The 20,522-nt window shown below is 68.0% G+C and carries 17 protein-coding genes and 1 pseudogene; 9 read left to right on the forward strand and 9 right to left on the reverse strand.

What is annotated here, in order from left to right; genetic code table 11:
- Positions 1–8 precede the first annotated feature (8 nt).
- Positions 9–1,148 carry a hypothetical protein gene (locus tag PQI07_RS08215; protein ID WP_274926418.1) on the reverse strand — a complete coding sequence of 380 codons (1,140 nt, stop codon included), beginning with the start codon at positions 1,146–1,148 and terminating at the stop codon, positions 9–11.
- A 23-nt stretch (positions 1,149–1,171) separates the two neighbouring features.
- Positions 1,172–2,128: an antibiotic biosynthesis monooxygenase gene (locus PQI07_RS08220; protein WP_053610300.1), complete on the reverse strand. Its 957-nt coding sequence runs from the start codon at positions 2,126–2,128 to the stop codon at positions 1,172–1,174.
- Between the two features lie 17 nt (positions 2,129–2,145).
- Here PQI07_RS08220 and PQI07_RS08225 point away from each other — a divergent pair, with 17 nt between their 5' ends.
- The 3 genes from PQI07_RS08225 to PQI07_RS08235 all read left to right on the forward strand — a co-directional run bounded on the left by PQI07_RS08225 (position 2,146) and on the right by PQI07_RS08235 (position 5,161).
- Positions 2,146–2,862, forward strand: a complete 717-nt coding sequence (locus PQI07_RS08225) for a hypothetical protein (protein WP_274926419.1) — start codon at positions 2,146–2,148, stop codon at positions 2,860–2,862.
- A 317-nt stretch (positions 2,863–3,179) separates the two neighbouring features.
- A complete protein-coding gene (locus PQI07_RS08230) occupies positions 3,180–3,662 on the forward strand; it encodes a nucleoside deaminase (protein WP_043354062.1) in 483 nt (160 codons plus the stop codon).
- Between the two features lie 86 nt (positions 3,663–3,748).
- On the forward strand, positions 3,749–5,161 hold the full coding sequence (locus PQI07_RS08235) for an FAD-binding oxidoreductase (RefSeq protein WP_274926420.1): 1,413 nt from the start codon (positions 3,749–3,751) through the stop codon (positions 5,159–5,161).
- Between the two features lie 60 nt (positions 5,162–5,221).
- Here PQI07_RS08235 and PQI07_RS08240 read toward each other — a convergent pair whose 3' ends face one another.
- A complete protein-coding gene (locus PQI07_RS08240; protein WP_043389141.1) occupies positions 5,222–6,919 on the reverse strand; it encodes a dihydroxy-acid dehydratase in 1,698 nt (565 codons plus the stop codon).
- Positions 6,920–7,291: 372 nt separating this feature from the next.
- Positions 7,292–7,927 (reverse strand): LacI family DNA-binding transcriptional regulator, encoded by a 636-nt coding sequence (locus PQI07_RS08245; RefSeq protein WP_274926421.1) that lies wholly within the window; start codon positions 7,925–7,927, stop codon positions 7,292–7,294.
- Between PQI07_RS08245 and PQI07_RS08250 the strand changes: the two genes are divergently transcribed.
- From PQI07_RS08250 to PQI07_RS08265, 4 genes and pseudogenes are all read left to right on the forward strand, one after another.
- A complete protein-coding gene (locus PQI07_RS08250) occupies positions 7,913–8,815 on the forward strand; it encodes a PTS fructose transporter subunit IIC (protein ID WP_274926422.1) in 903 nt (300 codons plus the stop codon). The genes PQI07_RS08245 and PQI07_RS08250 overlap by 15 nt on opposite strands.
- A 67-nt stretch (positions 8,816–8,882) precedes the next feature.
- A pseudogene (locus PQI07_RS08255) lies at positions 8,883–10,370 on the forward strand (carbohydrate porin).
- A 579-nt stretch (positions 10,371–10,949) separates the two neighbouring features.
- Complete coding sequence (locus PQI07_RS08260; RefSeq protein ID WP_274926423.1) at positions 10,950–12,239, forward strand: AraC family transcriptional regulator; 1,290 nt, start codon at positions 10,950–10,952, stop codon at positions 12,237–12,239.
- On the forward strand, positions 12,236–12,589 hold the full coding sequence (locus tag PQI07_RS08265) for a GCG_CRPN prefix-to-repeats domain-containing protein (RefSeq protein WP_274926424.1): 354 nt from the start codon (positions 12,236–12,238) through the stop codon (positions 12,587–12,589). The genes PQI07_RS08260 and PQI07_RS08265 overlap by 4 nt, the downstream gene beginning before the upstream one ends.
- A gap of 82 nt (positions 12,590–12,671) precedes the next feature.
- Here the strand turns inward: PQI07_RS08265 and PQI07_RS08270 are convergent, their stop codons facing one another.
- Together PQI07_RS08270 and PQI07_RS08275 are read right to left on the reverse strand one after the other, a co-directional pair.
- The gene (locus PQI07_RS08270; RefSeq protein ID WP_274926425.1) at positions 12,672–13,097 is read right to left on the reverse strand and encodes a phospholipase A2 family protein; all 426 of its coding nucleotides are present in this window, start codon (positions 13,095–13,097) and stop codon (positions 12,672–12,674) included.
- Positions 13,098–13,211: 114 nt separating this feature from the next.
- Positions 13,212–13,607, reverse strand: a complete 396-nt coding sequence (locus PQI07_RS08275) for a hypothetical protein (RefSeq protein WP_274926426.1) — start codon at positions 13,605–13,607, stop codon at positions 13,212–13,214.
- Between the two features lie 481 nt (positions 13,608–14,088).
- On the opposite strand from PQI07_RS08275, the gene PQI07_RS08280 reads away from it, so the two are divergent.
- Both PQI07_RS08280 and PQI07_RS08285 read left to right on the forward strand, forming a co-directional pair.
- Positions 14,089–14,613 (forward strand): DUF892 family protein, encoded by a 525-nt coding sequence (locus PQI07_RS08280; RefSeq protein WP_043354056.1) that lies wholly within the window; start codon positions 14,089–14,091, stop codon positions 14,611–14,613.
- 128 nt (positions 14,614–14,741) lie between these two features.
- The gene (locus PQI07_RS08285; protein WP_111473483.1) at positions 14,742–15,356 is read left to right on the forward strand and encodes a hypothetical protein; all 615 of its coding nucleotides are present in this window, start codon (positions 14,742–14,744) and stop codon (positions 15,354–15,356) included.
- 75 nt (positions 15,357–15,431) lie between these two features.
- On the opposite strand, the gene PQI07_RS08290 is transcribed toward PQI07_RS08285, so the two are convergent.
- From PQI07_RS08290 to PQI07_RS08300, 3 genes are all read right to left on the reverse strand, one after another.
- Positions 15,432–16,838, reverse strand: coding sequence for a TAXI family TRAP transporter solute-binding subunit (locus PQI07_RS08290; RefSeq protein WP_274926427.1), 1,407 nt, complete (start codon positions 16,836–16,838; stop codon positions 15,432–15,434).
- Positions 16,839–16,901: 63 nt separating this feature from the next.
- The gene (locus tag PQI07_RS08295) at positions 16,902–17,204 is read right to left on the reverse strand and encodes a hypothetical protein (protein ID WP_274926428.1); all 303 of its coding nucleotides are present in this window, start codon (positions 17,202–17,204) and stop codon (positions 16,902–16,904) included.
- 1,185 nt (positions 17,205–18,389) lie between these two features.
- The gene (locus PQI07_RS08300) at positions 18,390–20,186 is read right to left on the reverse strand and encodes a putative bifunctional diguanylate cyclase/phosphodiesterase (RefSeq protein ID WP_078947229.1); all 1,797 of its coding nucleotides are present in this window, start codon (positions 20,184–20,186) and stop codon (positions 18,390–18,392) included.
- Positions 20,187–20,522: the final 336 nt, after the last annotated feature.

Below are 20,522 nucleotides of genomic sequence, written 5' to 3' on the forward strand. Positions count from 1 at the left end.
CGTCGCCGTCACTTCAGGTGATAGGCGACCCCCGCGATCAGCGCCTTTTCCTCGGTGTTGATGGTGCGCCGCGGGTCGGCGCCGAACTTGTTGCGCCAATACTGGAACCCGGCGAAGACCTCGACCCGGTTGGGGGTCCCGGCGAGCAACTGCCCGACATCCAGGACAAGGTTCGTCTGTGAGGCGAACTCTAATTGCGTGTCGTTCTGGTTGATCGTGCCGTAGCGCCCCTTGGGCAGGATGATCGTGTTGAAGCCGGCCAGGGACAGCGGCAGCCCGGTGAACGGCAGCGGGATCGTGTAGGTGATCTCGAATTCCGGGGTCAACTTGAACTCGACACTGCGGAAGTGCGAGTAATCGAAGCCCGGCACGGCGCCATTCCCGGGTATGCCCGGCGTGGGCCCGTTCCCCGCAAAGCCGTTGCGGGAGAAGTCCTTGTAGCCCTGGACCTTCAGGTTCACGAACCCGGCCGGCACGTCGAAGGCGAAGCTGAGGCCGAAGGTGCCGGCCCGCTTCTCGGCGTCGAAATACGTGTCCTTGGTGTTGATGTCGGCCCCGAACGACAGGCCGACATCCTTGACGAAGCCCGGAATCGCGAAGGTCTCGATATCGAAGATCTTGTTGAAGCTCAGGACGCCGCGATAGATCAGGTAGATTTCGGTCGCGCCGTAATCCTTGAACGGGCGCCGCTTGTCGCCCGCAGGATCCTGGGAGCCGGATGTGAGGATGTCGAGGGAGATGAGGTTGGTGCCGTAAGCCCATGAGTCGGCGTAAAACACGTTGACGACGTTCTTCGGCACCTCGCGCGGGGCGAACCCACCCTGCGCCGTGCCGTCGGGACGCCGCACGAAGAGCCCGGGCTCCGCCGACGGGCCCTGGAAGCGGTAGCTGACCACCGTGTCGGAGAAGCCGAGGTACGAGGGCGGCGGCGCCGCCATCACGGTGGCGGCCGCCACGGAAATTCCGGCCTCCTGGCGCTCCGCGCGGGCCGGAGCCCGCGCCCCGGGAACGCGCGTGCCGCCTGCCGCCCCGGCGATCTCCGGAGCCGGGGACGTGGCCGAATCCGGCGAAGGCTCGGCCCGGGCCAGCCCGACCGGCCCGGATCCGCAGGCCAGGATCAGCAGACCCGCCGCGGAGAACGGCCTCATCCGGGATAGCAACCGGAGCCCGGTCAAGACAGCTTCCAGAAGGCAAGGATCATGATCGCGTAGGCGGCGATCAGCAGCGCGGCGCCCTGAAGGTTGGCCCGGGCCCGCCGCCCCGGAGCCGGCGACAGCCACCAGCCCAGCCGCCGGGCCGTCCAGGGCACCATCTGCGCGGTGAGGAGCACGCTGAACACGTTGCCGATGAACAGGGCGACCGGGAAATCCAGCTTCAGCATCCCGGAGAGGATCGGCGTGCCGACCAAGACCCCCCACAGGAACACGGTGGGGTAGAGCGTCAGCACGACGATCATGTTCATCTTCCACGCCGCGGGCGCCGGGCCTCCGGCCGGGGCGACGGTGCGGAACCATTGCTCGAAGCCGCTCTGCACCGTCCGCGTGTGGAATTCCGCGGTCAGCGGCGCCGCTTCGGCGACGAGGGCCCGCCGCTCGGGCGAGTCCATCCAGGTTTGCAGGTTCGCCTCGCCGTCGAAGCGCAGGATCGCGACGTAATCCTCCTGCACCCCCGGCACGGCCGGCTCGAACCGGTAGCCCTGCATGCCGGGCGCCTTCGATTGGGCGGCGGCGATCTTCTGCTCCCACTTGAGGTAGGCGGCCTCCAGGCCGGGCTTAACGCGGGTGCTGATCACCGCGCTGACCGGCGACGTGCGGGCTGCACTGGCATCGTCCTTGACGATATGGACGTCGTCGCGGCCCACGAGCATGGGCGTGGCGCCCTCGATCCGGGCCTGCCGCTCGGGCGAGCCCAGCCACGCCCGCGCTTGCTCCAGGCCGCTGAAGCGCTGCAGGATGACCCAATCCACCTGCAGCGGCGGCCGCGGCGGGATGAGCTGCTGCTCGATGAAGCCCGGAAAGGTCGCCACGACGGCATGGGTGTCGGACTGCCATCGGGCGAAGGCGTCGGCGCTCTCCGGCCGGATGGTCGTCTGCGTCACGATGGTGACGGACGTCGAGGCACCGCTCATGAACCGACGCACTTCCGTTGCACGACGCCCTGCCCTCGCCCGCTCGTGCGAAGCGGGGTGCAGCCCTCGGCGCTAAACCGAGCCACACCGCCGGGCGGATCGAAGCATCGGTTCGGGGACCATCACACCGCGACCGCGGCAGACTTGAAGAAGCCCGCCGCCCCACGAAAGACGAGGAGGAACAGCCGAAGATTGGTCTGGCATCGCATAGCCGCCGTTCCGCCGGCGGCGTCGCTCTGCATGCCCCCATCAGCAAGCCGACACCAGTTAAAGTCAAGGCCTTGGCGGAAAAGCTCAATGCAAATATTGTAAATATAATACAATACAGCTATAGATCGTTCTTTGAACCAAAACATCGAAAGGATAGTTATATCTCGGGGACGCAGCCAGAATCGCCGGACTTTTTCCAGCGCGCCGGCGCCTCGCGTGCCGCAGGTCTGGGACGGAGCGACAACAAAAAGGCGGCGCGCTGGCCAAACGGACGAGGCGGAGGCGGAAATATTTTTTCTTGTTCCTGCGTCTCAGACCGAGCGCCATCCGACTTCGCGAACTCCACGGCGCGACTGCAACGCCTCGGATCTGCTGCAGGAACCGCGACCCCGGCGAATCTGATCGTCTATGCATCAGATATTTATTGCATTCGTGAATATTTACAATTCAATTGCGGCGGATGTCTTGACGGCGTTGACGCGTCTCCCGGTGCCATGTCTAGTCAGATCGTCGTCGGATCATGACCATCCGGTATTGGCGAACGGACATGCGCTTCACGGGACGCACGGCCTTGGCGGGACGACCTGATCTGCGAGAACCATCGCGGCGGATGCGGGCGCGGCTCGATCCCGCCCCCCCTCGCAACCTGCGCGGTTTCATCGACCCACGAGACCATCTGTCCCGAACCGAAGGCGATGCCGGTCTCCGAGGCAGGATTCTTGATCATACGGCACCAAGTTCAAATCCGTTGATCGACGCCCATCCCCCCGGACATCGACAAGAACATCGCCGCAGATCATAGTCGCACTTGGCCTGAAAACATGACGATGCAGAGGATTCGATGACCGAAAAACACGAACAGTTCATGGCCCGCGCGATCGCGCTGTCGGAGAAGACGTCGCTGGTCGACAGTGCCGGCGGCGTGTTCGGCTGCGTGATCGTCCAAGACGGCGAGATCATCGCGGAGGGCGCCAATCGCGTCGTCGCCGAGAACGATCCGACGTGGCACGGGGAGATCGAGGCCATCCGCAAGGCCTGCAAGTCGCAGGGTACCTTCAAGCTGCGGGACGCGACGCTCTATACCAGCGCCGAGCCCTGCCCGATGTGCATGGCGGCCGCGTATTGGGCCGGGATCAAAAATGTCTACTATGCGGCTCAGGTCGAGGACGCGCTCGAATACGGCGGCTTCGACGACAGCATGATCTACGCCGAGCTCAAGAAGGATGTCGGGGAGCGCTCGATCCCGACCCAGCAGATCATGCGCGAAGAAGCCGTGGAGGTGTGGAAGAAATACGCCCAGAAGGCGGACCGCGTCCCCTATTGAGGGTCGGGCCGGGCGACCGACCGCAACCTTGAACCCGCTCGGGCAGATCGGTCCGGGCGGGTTCCTCGCTCGTGCAGGGCTTGGCCATGAATGCTGAGGATCTGAGGACGCTCTGCAAGGGTCCCGTCATCGACGCGGGCGATGCGCAGTTCCGGGACGCCCTTCATGGGAATCTGTGGAACCGGCTGATCCCGGACCGGGCGCCGCGCATGATCGTGAAGGTGGCCGACGAGGACGACATCATCGCCACCGTGAAGTTCGCCCGCGCGCATGGCCTCAAGGTGGTCGTCCGCGGCGGCGGCCACAACTGGTGCCAGCCGACGCTGCGCAACGGCGGCATCCTGATCGACCTCGAACGCCTCAACAGGATCCTCTCGATCGATGTCGAGCATCGCAGGGCGGTCATCCAGCCCATCCTCAGCAATCGCGAGATCCAGACGGCGCTCAACGCCCACGGGCTCGCCTTTCCGACCGGCCATTGTCCGCAGGTCAAGGCCAGCGGCTACTTCCTCGGTGGCGGCATGGCCTGGAACCCCACGATCTGGGGATACGGCACCGAGAGCCTGGAGGCGATCGAACTCGTCACGGCCGAAGGCGCGCTGATCCGGGCGAGCGAGTCCGAGAACGCGGATTTCTTCTGGGCCGCACGCGGCGCAGGCTCGGGTTTCTTCGGCATCGTCACGAAATACTTTCTGAAACTTCACCCGCTGCCGAAGGCGATTCATGGCAGTCAGTCCTTCTATTGGCTCGCGGATGCCCCGGCTGTCGGCACCTGGCTGGGGCAGGCCGCACCGGCGATCTCGCCCAGCGTCGAGCTGACCCTGTTCCTCGTCCAGGCCCCGCCCGCGCTGGCGGACAGGGCGGCCGGCAGCAACGGCTGGGTCTGCATGGTCACCGCGACCGCCTTCGAGGACGATCCGGAAGCGGCCCGGCGCGCCTTGCAGCCGCTGGACGATGCGCCGGTCGAGCCACTGTCGCGTTCCCGGGTCACGCCCCTCGATTTCGAGCAGCTCTTCGATGCCTCCGGTGCGCTTTTCCCGGAGGGCGTGCGATCCAGAGTCGAAGCCACCTATTCCGACCACTGCCCCGGCGCGGTGATGGCGGCCATCCTGCCGGCCTGGCAGCGGGCCCCCTCGGCGATCTCGGTGTTCCTGACGACGATCTTCTGCGGGCCCCATGTTCCGGGGCCGCAACGGGACATGGCGCGCTCGATCACCTCCAAGATCTATGGCGGCCCCTGGACGATGTGGCACGATGCGGATGCCGACGCCGTCAATGCCGAATGGCATCGGGCGGTGACCGCCGTCTTGAAACCGTTCAACGTCGGGTACTACATCGGCGAGACCAACACGGTCGAACAGCCCGAGATCGTCGCCCAGGCCTTCACGCCCGAGAAGTGGCGGAGGCTGTGCGACCTGCGCGACAGGTACGATCCGGACCGCGTCTTCTTCGATTATTTCGACGGCCTCACCGCCGAGCCGAGTCGAGAGGTCGGATAGGATCGGACGTCGCGACGGTCGACCCGACGACGCAGGCCGGCCGCGCGATCGGACGAGGCCCTAGGCGTCGACCTTCGTCAGGAAGTCGAAGTCGCAGCCGTGCGGGGCCTGCGTGACGGTGCGGCGGTAGAGGGCCTTGTAGCCCCGGGCCGGGGCCGGCGGCGGCCGGTGGTCAGCGAGCCTGCGGGCGATCTCGTCGGCCTCGACCAGCAGGTCGACCCGCCTGTCCCGGATCGACAGGCGGATCCGGTCGCCGTCGCGCACCGCCGCCAGCGGTCCGCCCACCGCCGCCTCGGGCGCCACGTGCAGGACGATCGAGCCGAACGCCGTACCGGACATCCGGGCGTCGGAGATCCGCACCATGTCCGTCACTCCCGCCCGGGCGAGCTTCTTCGGGATCGGCAGATACCCGGCCTCCGGCATGCCGGCGGCGTGGGGACCGGCGTTCTGCAGCACGAGGATATCGCCCGGCTCGACGTCGAGGTCGGGATCGTCGATGCGGGCGGAGAGATCCTCCAGGCCGGTGAACACCACCGCCCGACCCTCGGATTCGAACAGCGCCGGGGTCGCGGCCGCGCGCTTGAAGATCGCTCCGTCCGGGGCGAGGCTGCCCGACAGGGCGACCAACCCGCCCACGGCCGAGACCGGCTCGGCGAAGGGGCGGATCACCGTGCGGTCGACCCAGCCGGCGGGCTCGTCCAGGCGCTCGGCGAGGGTGCGGCCCTCCACATCGACGGTGTCGAGGTGCAGGAGCGGCCGCAGCTCGCGCAACAGCGCCCCCATGCCGCCGGCGGCATGGAAATCCTCCATGTACCCCTGACCCACGGGCTTGAGATCGACCAGAACCGGGGTCTCGTCCGAGATCTGGTTGAAGCGCTCGGGGGAGACCCGGATGCCGAGCCGCCCGGCGATCGCCGTGAGATGCACGATGGCGTTGGTCGAGCCCGAGACCGCCATCAGCACCCGGATCGCGTTCTCCACCGACTTCTCGGTGATGACCTGGGAGGGCCTGATCTTCGTCTCGATGAGACGCACGGCGGCCCGGCCGGTCTCCTCGGCGGCCACCAGCCGGTCGGAATGCACCGCGGGGATCGCCGCGGTGCCGGGCAGCGACAGGCCCAGCGCCTCGGCGATGCACGCCATGGTCGAGGCCGTGCCCATCACCGCGCAGGTGCCCTGCGTGACCGAGAGCCGTCCCTCGACTTCGGCGATCTCCTCCGCATCGACGGTGCCGGCCCGGTACTTGGCCCAGAAGCCCCGGCAATCCGTGCAGGCGCCGAGCCTCTGCCCGCGGTGGCGCCCGGTGGACATCGGGCCGGTGACGAGCTGGATCGCCGGCAGGTCGGCGGAAGCCGCCCCCATGAGCTGGGCCGGCACGGTCTTGTCGCAGCCGCCGATCAGCACGACCGCGTCCATGGGCTGGGCCCCGATCATCTCCTCGGTGTCCATGGCCATCAGGTTGCGATACATCATGCTGGTCGGATTGAGGAAAACCTCGCCGAGCGACACGGTGGGGAAGGGCCGCGGCAGGGCCCCGGCCGCCAGCACGCCGCGGGAGACCGCCTCCACCAGCTCGGGCATGCCCCGGTGGCAATTGTTGAAGCCCGACGGCGTCATCGCGATGCCGACCACCGGCTTGTTCAGGAGTCCGACCGAGATGCCCATGGAGCGGGCGAAGGACCGGCGCAGGTAGCGCGCGAAGTCGCGGTCGCCGTAATTGGTCAAGCCGCGATCGAGGCCGTGCGGTTCGTCGGTCATCGTCGGATCCTGTTTCGAAGGCGCGGATGTCTGCGGTGTCGTCCCGGGCCTCGGGCACCCTGTCGGTCATGCCCTTCGCGACCGGAGACCGTGCCGGCCGTCGGAGCCTTCGCGCAGCCGATCCGGCCGGGCGCGGCCCGGCATCCGGAGGTGCGCGCCGAAGCCTTCGGCAGGTGGACCGGGACCGCTCGTCCGGACCGGGCCCGGCGGGAGGCTACCGCATGGCGTTTGCCCTGGGTAGCCGGAAGACCCGCTTCGGGCGCTGCCCGGCGCGGGCCGCCGACCCAACGCCCCGCGCGGCCGGAACCGGTGGCGTGCTCCGCCCGGTAGACAACCCGATCCGCGGCGCCGCGCGCGCGCACAGGCAGACCGTCACCGTGTCCCAGTCGAACCGCGCGGGACGAGACAGCCGCTGAGGACCACGCGCCGGACCGGCTGATCCGGCCTCTCGATCCGCTCGAACAACAGGCGCATCGCCTGGGTGCCGATCTCGGCGACCGGTTGCTCGATCACGGTGAGGCCCGGTTCGGCGAGTTCGGTCCACGGCTCGTTGTCGAAGCCGGCGAGCGCGAGATCCCGCGGGAGCGCGAGATTCAGGGCACGGGCCGCCCGCACGGCGCCCATCAGGATGAGCCCGTTCGAGACCACGAGCGCCTCCGGCCTGTCGGGCTCCTGGAACCAGCGCGTGGCCTCCGCCATCGCCGCGGCCGCGTTCGGGGGCACGCTGCGGATCTGCGGCGCCAAGCCGTGCCGCCCCATCGCCTCCAGATAGCCGGCACGGCGCTCCTGCGCGGTCGAACTCGTCGAGCCGAACAGGCCGCCGATCCGCCCGTAGCCCTGGGCCGCCAGATGACCGACGAGGGTCGCGCAGGCCGCCACGTTGTCGAGGACGACGCTGTCGTAGGCCCCCGGCGGTCCGGCCCGGTCGATCAGCACCACCGGGAAATCGAACCGGCGCGCGCCGAGCCCCCCGGGGTCGGCGGAATCGACGCCATGGCGCCGGACCACGCGGGAACCCTGGGCTACGCCCTCGGGCAGATCGGCGCCAAGGCGGCCTTCGCCCTGATCGTCCCGGCGCTCGCCGGCTACATCGCCTACTCGATCGCCGACCGGCCCGGGATCGCCCCCGGCATGATCGGCGGCATGCTGGCGGCCAATCTCCAGGCCGGCTTCCTCGGCGGCATCGCGGCCGGGTTCATCGCCGGCTACGCCGCCCGCTTCCTCAACACGCATATCCGGCTGCCCAGGAACCTCGAGGGCCTGAAGCCGGTCCTGATCCTGCCGCTCCTCGCCACCACGATCACCGGCCTCCTGATGATCTACGTGGTCGGCGTGCCGGTCGCGGCGGTGCTGTCGGCGCTCACGACCTGGCTCAAGGGCATGCAGGGCGCGAGCGCTCTGGTGCTCGGGCTCGTCCTCGGCGGCATGATGGCGGTCGACATGGGCGGCCCGATCAACAAGGCCGCCTACGCCTCGGCGGCGGCCCTGCTCTCCTCCGGCGTCGACGCGCCCATGGCGACGGTGATGCTCGGCGGGATGACCTCGCCGCTGGGCCTCGCCTTGGCGACCCGCCTGTTCCCGGCCCGCTTCACGCAAGCCGAGCGCGAGGCCGGCGGCGCCGCCGCCGTGCTGGGGGCGGCCTTCATCACCGAGGGGGCGATCCCCTTCGCGGCGGCCGCCCCCCTCCGGGTGATCCCGTCTCTGGTCGCGGGGTCCGCGGTGGCGGGCGCCCTGGCGCTCACCCTCGGCGTGACCCTGAAGGTGCCGCATGGCGGCCTGTTCGTCCTGCCGATCCCGAACGCCGTCACGAACCTGCCGGGCGCCGTCCTGGCGCTCGCCGCCGGCACCCTGGTCACCGCGCTCACGGTGGGCCTCATCAAGAAGCGCCCAGGCTGAGGCCCCGATCCGGAGCCCGGCGCACGACCGGGCCCGGACACCACAGAGCGTCACGGGGGGATCCGTCATGAAGGGTTTGGCGACGCGCGCCGCGCTCGCGCTCGCGTTGGGCTTGGCGCTGCCGCACCCCGGATGGAGCCAGGAGGCGGGGGCCGGCCGCGCCGTGCCGGCCACGGCCGTCGGCCCGGTGCTGCGGCGCCGGGCCAGCCGCCCGCCGCCGCGATCGGAGGGCCCGGGCTCCGACGGGGCCGACAGCCCGGCCGGCGCCGCCGACACGCTTGGGCAGACCGCGACGCCGCCGACCCTGCCGCCCGGCACCCTGGATCTCGACAACGGCCTCAGTCTCCTGGCCAATTTCACCGGGCAAGGGGCGATCAACCCGGTCGGCGGCCTCCGGCAGGGCGCGGCTTATGCCGGCCAGCTCGTCCTCGGCATCGACGGCGACCTGCAGCGCCTCGCCGGGCTCGAGGGCGGCGCATTCCACCTGGCGGTGACGAACCGGCACGGACGCAGCCTGTCGAACGATGTCATCGGCAACAACACCAGCGTGCAGGAGATCTACGGCGGCGACCAGACCACCCGGCTGACGCTGCTCTCCTACCAGCAGAAGCTGTTCGACAATCGTCTCGACGTCGAGGCCGGCCGCTTGGTCGCCAATATCAGCTTCCTGAATTAGCCGCTCTATTGCAACTTCCAGTCTAATTCAGCCTGCGGCAACCCGACCTTCGTGTTCAAGACCTCGAACTTCACCTTCTGACCGGTCTCCAGCTGGGGAGCGCATGCCAGGGCGTGGCTCACCGACACGACGTTTTTCCATGTCGGCGCCTACGAGGTGAACCCGCGGCATCAGCAGCCGGGCGACAACGGCCTCGACTTCTCGCTCGAGGGCGCGACGGGCGCCATCGTGCCGTTCGAACTCGGCTACACGACCACCTTCGCCAACGACGTGCTGCCCCGCGATTACGGAATCGGCGGCTGGTACGACGCCTCGGATTACGCCGATCCGGTGCGCGACGTGACCGGGCGGCCCGCGGTACTCACCGGCCTGCCGGCGATGACCCGGTTCGGCCGCTCGGGTGTCTACGCCCGGTTCAACCAGATGGTGTGGCGGCCGGATCCGAAGGCGATCCAGGGCCTGACGCTGTTCGGCGTCGCGATGGCCGGCACCTCGGGCCGGCTCGTCGAGGACCACTTCCTGGAGATCGGCGCCCTGCAGACCGGCACCTTCGCGGGCCGGCCGTTCGATACGGTCGGCTTCGTCATCAACACGCAGGCCTTCAGCCGGCTCGCCCTGTCCAACATCGCCCTGGCGCAGGGCACGCTCGGCCTGTTCCGCAAGATCCCGACGCAGCAGGTGATGATGGAGCTGAACTACGGCATCCAGGTCAATCCGGCGATCCGGCTGACGCCGAACCTGCAATACATCCTCGATCCGGACCAGACCCGGTTCCCATTCTACCGCAAGACCATCCCCGACGCCTTCGTGGTCGGCGCCAAGCTGTCGATCGATCTGTTCACCCTGGCGGGGCTCGCACGCGGTCCCGGCAGTTGGTGACCGCCGGCCGGGTGTCCCGGTCGGCCCAGCATCGCGCAGGCCGGCGGCGTCTGGGCCCGGCAGGTTCTCCGGCGCGCGCATGTCGATCCCGCGGGCCGCGATGTCGGTGTTTCCAGGCGGGATAGGGCTGCATCACGCCCGTCGGCTTGTCCGTCGCCTTGCCCGTCGCCTTGCCCGTCGTCCCGCCGGTGAGCGCGATGGCCTGCGGGCCGAGGCGTGGCTGCGGGTGGAGGCGCGGCGCCGGGTCGGCATCGCCCCGCGCGAGGCCGCCCGCCGTTCCCGGTCCGTCACCCGGATCTCGGCCGCGTTGTTCTCCGGAGAGGGCGGGAGCCAGGCCTTCCCCGCCGCCCTGCACCACGCCGCGCCGTGCGCGACATGGCCGGAGCCGCAGATACCGACACACGATTGCGAAAACGCCGATCGACCACCTGTGCCCGGACAAAACCCTTCATGAATACTGCATTTTAGTTGCATATTCAAAACATGTCACAGATTTTTTGACAATATTGATCCAGCGCAATGCCGCCGGGAGGGCAAGATTTTGAATTGAGCCCGAATTGGAGAAATGGGATTTGTGCAATGACCAGTCGCCTCGCTCTCGTGTGCGAAGACTCTTGTGACAGTCTCGAATTCTTCCACCCATCGGATGCGGATCTTTCCCCCTCCGTCGAAACCGTTCATGGCGGCGTCGCGAGCGCGACCCGTGCCGCTCTCCGGGAACTCGGCGCCGATCCCGTCCACATCCTGCGCGAGGCCGGTTGCGATCGCTGGGCGTCCGGAGACGATGCCAGCCCGATCTCGAACGCCGCGCTCGGCCGCGTGCTCCAGTTGGGGGCGAACCGCACGCGGTGCGGCCATCTCGGCCTGCTGGTGGGGCAGCGCATTGCCCTCGCCAAGCTCGGGCCCAGCAACATCCTGATCCGGAACGCGGCGACCATCGGCGACGCCCTCCATGTGCTGGAGACCCGGCCCTGGGCCTGGACCTGCGGCTCGGCGGTCCGACTCTTCGTCGAGGCCGACTTGGCGCTGCTTCATTACTTTCCCTACGAGACCGGCGCGACGGCAGTGGGCCTGCAGGCGGAGGGGGCGCTCGCCACCGTCGTCAATATCGTGCGCGCCCTGTGCGGCGCCCGCTGGTCCCCGTCGGAGCTTCTGCTGCCGCGGGCACCGCCGGAGCAGACCGATCCCTATTGGCACTTCTTCCGCGCGCCCGTCAGGTTCGATCAGGAATGGGCGGCCCTCGCCTTTCCGGCGCGCCTTCTGGAGCAACCGGTCCCGGGCGCAGATCGGACGGCACACCGGATCGCCGAAGGCCGCATCCGACAGGTCGGGGCGGCAGCTCCGCTCCCGATGTCGGACCGGTTGCGGCGGCTGCTCCGCGCGGAGTTCATCCAGGATCCGTGGTCCGGCCAAGCCGTCGCGCGCCATCTGGCGGTGCATCGGCGCACCCTCAGCCGCCGCCTGAGGGCCGAAGGCACGAGCTTCCGGTCGGTGGCCACCCAGATCCGGTTCGAGACGGCGCAGCAGCTCCTGGCCGATACCAACATGACGCTGGCGCAGATCTCGGCCTGTCTGGGCTTTTCCGAAGCCGCCGCCTTCACGCACGCGTTCAGACGCTGGTCCGGTACGACGCCGAGCATCTGGAGGCGTGGGAGCCGGCCTCCGGATGCGGCAGCCGATCCGGGGCCGCCCGATCCCGTACCCCTTCCTGAATGGACGGAACGGGCCGGCCTTTCAGGCCGCCCTTGGGCGCCACGGCCGCGATCGCCGGACGGCCGCTTTCCCATCGACGGCAGACAGCATTGGTCAATCGAGCACAAGAATCCGGATTGCATGGCATCACCCAGCGAATTCAGGAGATCCCGATGAAAGCGACACGGACCATCTCGCTCGCAGCCCTCACCCTGGCTGCCATGCTGGGCCTGCCTCCCATCGGCTCGGGCGGACTCGGCATTGCGGCCGCGCAGGCCGCCGGCGGCTGTGGGCCCGGATTGCATCGGGGCCCCTACGGCGCCTGCCGACCGAACGTCTCCGGCGCACCGGGCTACTACGGGCCCCGGGGTGGCGGCGTGTACGGATACCGCGGCGGCGCCCGCTACGGATACCGGGGCGGCGCCGTCTATCGGGGTGCGCGGGTGTATCGGGGGGGCCGCGTATACGGGGGCCGCGCCGTTTACGGACGGCGCGTCGGCGGGTTCCGGGGCGGCTTCCGCCGCTGACCGCGCCGGCCAGACTTAACCGCGCCGGCCGGACTTGGCTGCCCCGCAGCCTTGTCCGGCCGACGCAACCGGAGGTCGTGCCCTAATAGACGCGGTAGACGGGCCGATGGACGCGAGCCGGAGGAACGTCGTAGCGCACGGAGGCCGGAATCCGCACGGCCACCGGGGCATTCGGGTCGAACGGCAAGATCGCGGCCCCGGCTGCGATGAAGCCCGCCAGGGCGCGGATATCGTCCGGCTGCCGCAGATCGCGCGCGATGCGGTCCGTCTCCCATTGAAGCCGCAGATTGCAGGCCCGTGACGGCAATCCGCCGACGGGGGTGCAGGCGTCATGACGCGCACAGGCGGCATCGAGCGCATCGACGGGCGGCAACGGGGCATTGCTGCCGAGGCCACAATAGTTGCCGTGAATGAGCGCCGCAGGCTGCTGCAAGCCGGACGGCTGCGCCAGGGCGGGTGCGCTCAGGCAGGCGGCGATGAGGAAAGGGGCGACGATTCGGGAGGTCATGGCTTGGGCCGAACCCATTCTGGGGCCACTCTGCCGGGGCAGGCCGCCGGCTCGGGCCGGATGATCGGGGGTTGGGGGTCGGGGCCTGCCGGCCTCGACCCTGTCGCAGCAGGATCAATACGGGCGGCAGACGCCCGCATAGGCATCGTAATAGGCGTAGGGTCCGCAGCGGCCGTAGGTGGCACCGTATCCGGTGGCGGCGGCAGCGCCCACGGCAGCCGCGCCCAGGCCGTAGCCGTAGGGACGGACGCCGTAGCGGCCATATCCGTATCCGTAACGGCCAACCCCGCCGTATCGACCGACCGCCCCATAGCGGCCGACCGCGCCGTAGCGGCCGCGATAGCCCATCCCCCCGCGATAGCCGCCGACCCGGACGCCCTGGACGCCGCCCGCGCGGAAACCACCGCCGCGGAAGCCCCCCCGGCCGCCGTAGAAGCCACGCGCTTCGGCCACCATGCCGCTCATGATCAGGGCGGCACAGGCCACCGACGCAATCTGCAGAGTTCTCATGGATGGTCTCCGTTCAGGAGAACGACCTGCCGAGGGGCGCCGGACACGAAGCCCTGCGGCCCCTCGGACGCGTCTCGGCCGTACCGTAACGCCGAGCTGCCGACGCCGCTTGATCCGCGGGGACTCGCGTGCCGGTGAACCGGCGCAGCCGCGTTGCGCCGCTCCGACCGCAGCGTTCCATCCTGAACGTCGCTTCCGTCCGGCGCCCAGGCGGCCCGAAGCCGTTGTCAATCGCGCCGGCGGCCGGTGTCTTCCCCGATCAAGCATGGGATCGCCGCGACTGCATAATAAGCCCTCCGCTTCGGTGCGGTGAGGCGAGGCAGGGAACTGACCTTGCGTGCCCGGTCAGGGCGCGACCGATCGGGCTTCACGGCGGTCGGCGCGTTCCGCACATCCCGGCGATCGGAAGAACGCTGCCTCCGGTCCGCTCAAGGACGCGCGAAGCGGTCTCGGCATTCGAGAGATGCCTCGGTTGATCACGATGCAGCGTGAGGAGATGACCATGCCGATCAAGTCACCGAAGGAGCTTTTCGTGCGCATGTTGAGCGATGCGCGGCATCACGCGGAGCGCGCGACGAAGATTTACGAGGAGCTGGGCCAAGCCACGCAGGATCCGGCCATCCAAGAGGCGCTCCAGTCACGCGCCTTCATCCAAGAGAAGACGGTCAAGTCGCTCGATCGCTGCTTTCAGCTGATCGGCGAGAAACCGATTGCCTCCAACGGTCGGCTTCAAGAAGTCTTCCTCGAAGACTTCCGGCGCGAGCTGGCCGAGATCCAGGCCCCGGCCGCCAAGGCCCTGTTCATCCTGATCAAGGCCAATCACCTGATGCATCTGCGCATCGCCGAGTATGTCGCCCTCGTCGCCATGGCCGATGTGAGCGGTCACTTCGGGGTCGGCGTCCTGCTGGAGAGCTGCCTGGCGGACAAGATGGCCTTCACCGAGCGGACCCGTCGCCTGATCCGGCGGACGATCGAGAGCAAGCACGCCGTCAAGCTCGCGGCCTGACCCGCGGCCTGTCAGACCCCGGACCGGGCAGCCCGGTCCGGGGCTTCGGGTGCGCATGCGGAACCGGCCCATGGTCCACGCGCCCGGCGCGCGGACCATGGGCGCACGGGAGCCGCGGAGAACGAGCCATGCCCCCTGTCACGTCTCGAGAGGCGTTGGCGGCTGCCCCTGCCCCGCGGGAGCTGCCGGGTGCCGACGGGCGCGCAAAGTCCCGATCCCTGGGACGTCGGGCCGCCGCCGAAGCGAAGCGCTACCTGGCCTTCGCGATCTACCTGATCGTCGTTTTCGGCACCCTGATTCTGTTCAGCATCAACATCTACGCACGGGTCGATCAGGATATACCGCACTATCCGAGCTATCACTTCTACGCACTCGGGCTGATCAACGCCCTGGTCCTGGCCAAATTCATGCTGATCGCCGAGGCGGCGAAGCTCGGATCCCTCCGCCTCGGCCGGCGCATCACGCGCGGCCCCCTCGTCTACGGGATCCTGTACCGCTCCCTTCTGTTCACCGCCGTCCTGGTGGCGGCCTACGGACTCGAAGAGGTGCTGGTGGGGGCCTGGCACGGGAAGGCGCCGGGCACCGTTCTTCCGGAGATGGCCGGCGGCCCGCGGGGCGTGCTCACTTTCGCCTGGGTGATGTTCGTGGCGCTGCTCCCGTATTTCGCCTACCGGGAGATCGGCCGCGTGCTGGGTGGCGGTCGCCTGCGCGTCCTGCTCCTCCGCACGCCGGCGGCGCGCTAGAGCGCCTTCACGGCTTCGGTCGCTCGATCGCCGGCCGCAGCCGGCCCGAGCCACCGCCCGGACCCGGGCCCGCCGTCAATGGGCGACCACGAGCGTCGGTGCGGACGGAAGCGCCGTCTCGGGGCCGAGGCTTGCGCGCCGGCGGTCGAGGGCGTCGCGCGCATGGGCCAGGGCCGTCGCGAAGGCCGACAGGCAGTCGGTGCTGACGGCCCCGGTGGTGCAGCCCAGCATCGCCGAGACGATCGCCCGGAATTCGCCCTCCAGGGCGGCGAGCTCCGTACGGTCGGCGCCGGGCGCCGCGTCGGCGATCTCGACCAGGCGCCGGACCGGGCGCCACTCCGCCTCCGATCGGCGCCGGGCCCAGCCCGCCGAGGCGGCGGCGAGGAGCGATCCGGCGAGGCTGATCACCACGCCGCCGAGATAGAGATATTGCTGGGCTTGGTCGAAGAAGCTCTGGTCCCCGTTACTGAGATAGGACGCGACCCCCGGATGGACGGGCAGGATCGGGCTCTTGTCGTCCGGATCGGGCGCCTCGATCTGAGTGGCGAGCGGCGTCACGGCCGTGAGCTTGGCCTTTGTGGTCAGGATCGACCGGGCGATGGCGGCCGCGACGACGTTGGGCATCAGCTCCGAGGCGGCGAACCGATAGGTGACCGCCAGCGTCGTGACCGACTCGCTGGGCGTGGCGGGACGCGCCCGGAACGCCCCCACGGGCACGTCGATCGCCTCGAAGCCGGGGAACCGCTTGCCGATCGCCTCCGCCTCGTCGAGCGCGAGGATGCCCGGCGTGCCCTTCGTGGCGCGCGCGACGGCGGCGACCCCATCGACGATCTCGCCCGGCGCCATGGGACCGACCGCCAGGATGGCCGCCACCTTCTTCTGCCGGACGGCCTGGGCCAGCGCGTCGATCGGAAGAATGGCCCTGCCGACATCCTTGGCGGGGATGTTGAAGTAGCTCAGCACCATGTCGAGGACACGCGTGTTGGTGTCTTGCAGCGGGCCGGCCACGAGGCCGACGGTCTTGCCCGCCAGGTTGGCGACCGAGCTGACAGGGCTGTGCGGGGGCACGATCAAGGCGACCACGTCCCGGCGCAGGATGACGATGGTCTGTGCGTTGGCGGGTGCCCCCGCGTCGCTGCGCACGATGGCGAGATCGGTCCGGCGCTCCTCCAGAGCCTTGGCGCTCCCCGCGAGGTCGTCGACCCGCACGAGGTCGAGATTGACGCGGGGATGCTGCACCCGGGAGACGGACACGAAGGCTGTGATGAACCGCTCGGCCGTGCTGCCGGGGGGGCCGAGCGTGATGCGCAGGTTGGCGTGCGGCGACCAGACATGCGCAACCGCGAACGCGCCGGCGGCCACGAGCAGGATGGCGACGGCCACGAGCGCCCGGCTCCACCGCCGGGGCGGCTTGGCGCGGTGCCGCGGGCTTTCCGATCCCGTCCGGTCGGGATCGACAGCGACAGGCTTGGCATCCTGCATCGTGACCTCACACCGGGATTTCGGACCGGGGGCGTGTCGCGCGGAGGCGCCGGCCGGAACCGTTCAGCACGCCTCGCAGGCGCCCCCCTCCCCCGGGAGCCTGCGGTCGTTGCGGCGATCCCGCGGGTCCCGATGCCGCCTCTGCGTGCCCGGTTCGACGCCCGGCGGAGGATCGCTCACATCGAGGGGAGGCGTGGTGATCGCCTCGCGTTCGAGGCGGTTGAGCTGCGCCTCGCTGGGGATGGCGATGCCACCCTGCGCGAGGCGGATCTGCGCTTCCCCGCGGGTGGCCGCACCCGCGACTCCGCTGGGAAGGGCGAGCATCAGGAGGGCGGCCCCGGCCCGTGAAAACGGTGAAAACGCCATGGCGACCTCCTCGGCAGCCGCTGAACGGACGATACTCCGCTCACATAGCCCGTCTCGGCGGGCGCTCCTTGACCGAACCGGACAGGGACTGCGCTCACCGCGCGACGCGCGCCGTATTCGGCGATGTGTCCTGGAGGCGACCCACGAAGTCCCGCGCACGCCGAACGCCCGACCTGATGGGGAGATCGAGCAGGCGGCTTGCGCGAAGCGGCCATCTCCCGCCGCCGCGTTCGGGGCGGGCCTCATGGCCGATGCGCGGCCCTCCGGGCGTGGCGAGGGCCGCCTCTCCGGATCTCAGGCCGAGGCGCGGATCGGACGACCGGCGACCGTGGCGAATGTCACCGGAGCCGCCCGGCGCAGGCGCCCGATCTGAGCCGGCGCAAGCCGTTCGACGATGTGCGGCAGAGCATCACCCCGGCCACCACGCACCGCGACACGGCCGGATCCACAGAGCACTTCAGGGGGACGCTCCGCACTTCCGGCCAAGTTCCTCGACACTCCGCCAAATCCGCCCCGGACACGCAGCGGAGGGTATAATGGAATGTGCATTGCGTTGGCGCGGAGCCCTGCAACTGCTCGGTTGCACTCTAGAGCGCGATCCGAGCGAGTTGAGTCGTCTGGGGTTTTGGCACGGACGGAGATGTGATTCGATGCACGGCTTTCTGATCAGGAGAGCCGGATACCCTGTCCGCCGATCTGCGTGAACGCGTCGTGACGGCCATCGAAGCGGGAGCCTCGCGCCGTGATCTAGCCTGACCGTCTGGCGGGAGCCCCTCGGCCAAGTCTCGGGTCAAATCTCAATCCAGGCCGACCGCGAGTTTTTCAACGAAATCGGTCGTGAGCGGGCGGAACGGTGACGTCCGCTTCATCGCGAGGCCGGTGTTTCGGTTGCGCCCCCCCGCGGTCATGTCGCGACACGCGTTGCTGTCCTGTTAGCAGACACCCCCGCTGCCGTGTTGCGGATCAGTGACACTGAATTGGCTGACTTTGGCGACGGCCTCGCAATTGCGCTACGCAGCTTTCAGCTGGCGGAGGTCGAACTCGGCGTGAACGCCTCCGGGCTTCGCCATCCGTTCCTCGCGATAGGGTCGCCTCGGCGTTCCTGGTCAATCGAATGAGTCACCTCATGGCGCATAGATCCGGCACCGGGCTCTCGCGTGGTAAAATTGAATTTTTCCGCGATACTTACGCCACCTTATTCTTGGAATGCTCGACTTTAAATAGGGCATCGACTTCCTGGGCAGGGCGCGGAGGACTGAACAGAAAGCCCTGCATCTCATGAGCCCCCTCGGAGAGGACAGCGTTACGCTGGATGTCCGTCTCGATACCCTCCACAAGGGTCGTCATATTGAGGCTCTGGCCGAGACCGATAATAGCCCGAATGATCGCGGCCGCCTCGGGCTTCTCGCCGATCTCGCGCACGAAGGACCGATCAATCTTGATCTTGTCAAAGGGGAACCGACGCAGGTAGCTGATACTGGAATAGCCGGTGCCGAAGTCGTCCATGGCGATGCGGATACCAAAACTGCGCAAGACGTGCAGCGTCTCAAGGTTCGCATCGGTTTCTTCCAGAAGTACGCTCTCGGTGATTTCCAGTTCGAGCCGACTCGGATCGAGGCCGCTTTCTGATAGAATCGAGAACACCATCGTCGCGAAGTTGCGCTGGCGCAGCTGATGGGCCGATACGTTGACCGCGACACCGACGTGAGCGGGCCATCGCTTGGCATCCTCGCACGCCCGCCGCAACACCCACTCGCCCAACGGTACGATCAAGCCAGTTTCTTCTGCGATCGGAATGAACACCGCAGGGCTCACGAGGCCCCGCTCGGCGTGCCGCCACCGAACCAGGGCTTCAACGCCAGTCACGTCGTTGCTGCTGAGTTTGACGAGCGGCTGGTAGTGCACCTCAAAGCGCTCATTGGTCAGCGCCTCGCGCAGTTCCCGCTCCAAGTTGAGGCGGGCTCGTGCGCTTTCGTCCATCTGGGGTTCGAAGACCCGAAACGTCCCACGCCCGTCCGATTTTGCTTGGTAGAGCGCCAGATCGGCGTTCTGCAGAAGCTGAGTGACGTCACGATCCATCTCGCCGGACAACACAATTCCGGCACTCATACCGATCTCAACCCGCAATCCGTCGAGCTCGTAGGGCGCGCTGACTGACGCGATCAGTCGCCGCGCCAGCGCTTCCGCCGCCTTCAGGTCCTTGACCCGGTGCAGGACGACGAACTCGTCTCCCCCCATCCGCGCGACGGTAGTTCCTTCACGAACTTCTCGCTGAAGCCGCTGAGCGACACACCGTAGAAGTTGGTCGCCCACCGCGTGGCCGAACCCATCGTTGACGAGCTTGAACCGATCAAGGTCGAGACACAACACGGCGAGGGAACGACCCGGCATAGGCTGCCCCAGCATTCCGTTGCCAAACTCATGCAAGGCCATGCGGTTGGGCAAATCGGTCAGGGCGTCGTGCCGCGCCATGTAGGTGATACGGTCTTCGTTGCGGCGGCGCTCAGTCACATCCTCGAAAGTTGCGACCCACCCGCCGCCGCTCATCGCCCTGTGAGTCGCTGAGACCGTTCGCCCATCCGCGAGCTCCCGCAGGATTGACGTAGCCTGCCCCTCGATAAGCGAGGTCCGAGTGCCTTCACTCAGAGCATCGACCGTGGTGCCAGCTGCGTAACGTCCGAGGCCAACCAAGATCTCGATGATCTGTCGCTGGCTCATTCCGACATGCAACTGGTCAGCCTCAAGTCCGAAGATCTCCAGATATCGCTTGTTCCAGACCAACAAACGTCGGTCCGCATCGAACATGCACAAGCCTTGGTTCATATTCTCCAAGGCTGCATCGAAGCGTCGATTTTGTTCAATCAGTTGCTCGTGCGGCACAGAGGACTGACTAAGCCACGGCACGAAGGCAGCTGTGGCATTGGAATACCAACACCAAATGCCACAAGAGGTTGGTAATTCCCAAGCATCGAGAGCAGACATGGAATGCGGTCAGCGTGTTGAATTTGGCATACGATAAGATAGATATCTTAATTTATTAGCTGCCTACTCGATGGGCATATGCACTTACAATCATCAACTTGGCCAACCAAAGACAGGCGCTCACTACAGCTTGTCCGATTGTATCACGGGCCGGCCTCTGCACGATGCGCACCGGCAAGCGCTGCAGTGTCGGGAGCGGGACCCATCCGGTCGTCTGCTTTTGCCGTGCTCAGTAAAGGAAGCGGAAGAGCCGAAATTCACCCCGAGCCGCCATTCCGGAAGCGACCCAAGCCGGCCGTGCCGGCCGTTGTTAGGTTTTTCCGAAAGCGGTCCTTT

The sequence above is a fragment of the Methylobacterium sp. 092160098-2 genome (assembly GCF_028920805.1).
In the GTDB taxonomy this organism is placed as follows: Bacteria; Pseudomonadota; Alphaproteobacteria; order Rhizobiales; family Beijerinckiaceae; genus Methylobacterium; species Methylobacterium fujisawaense.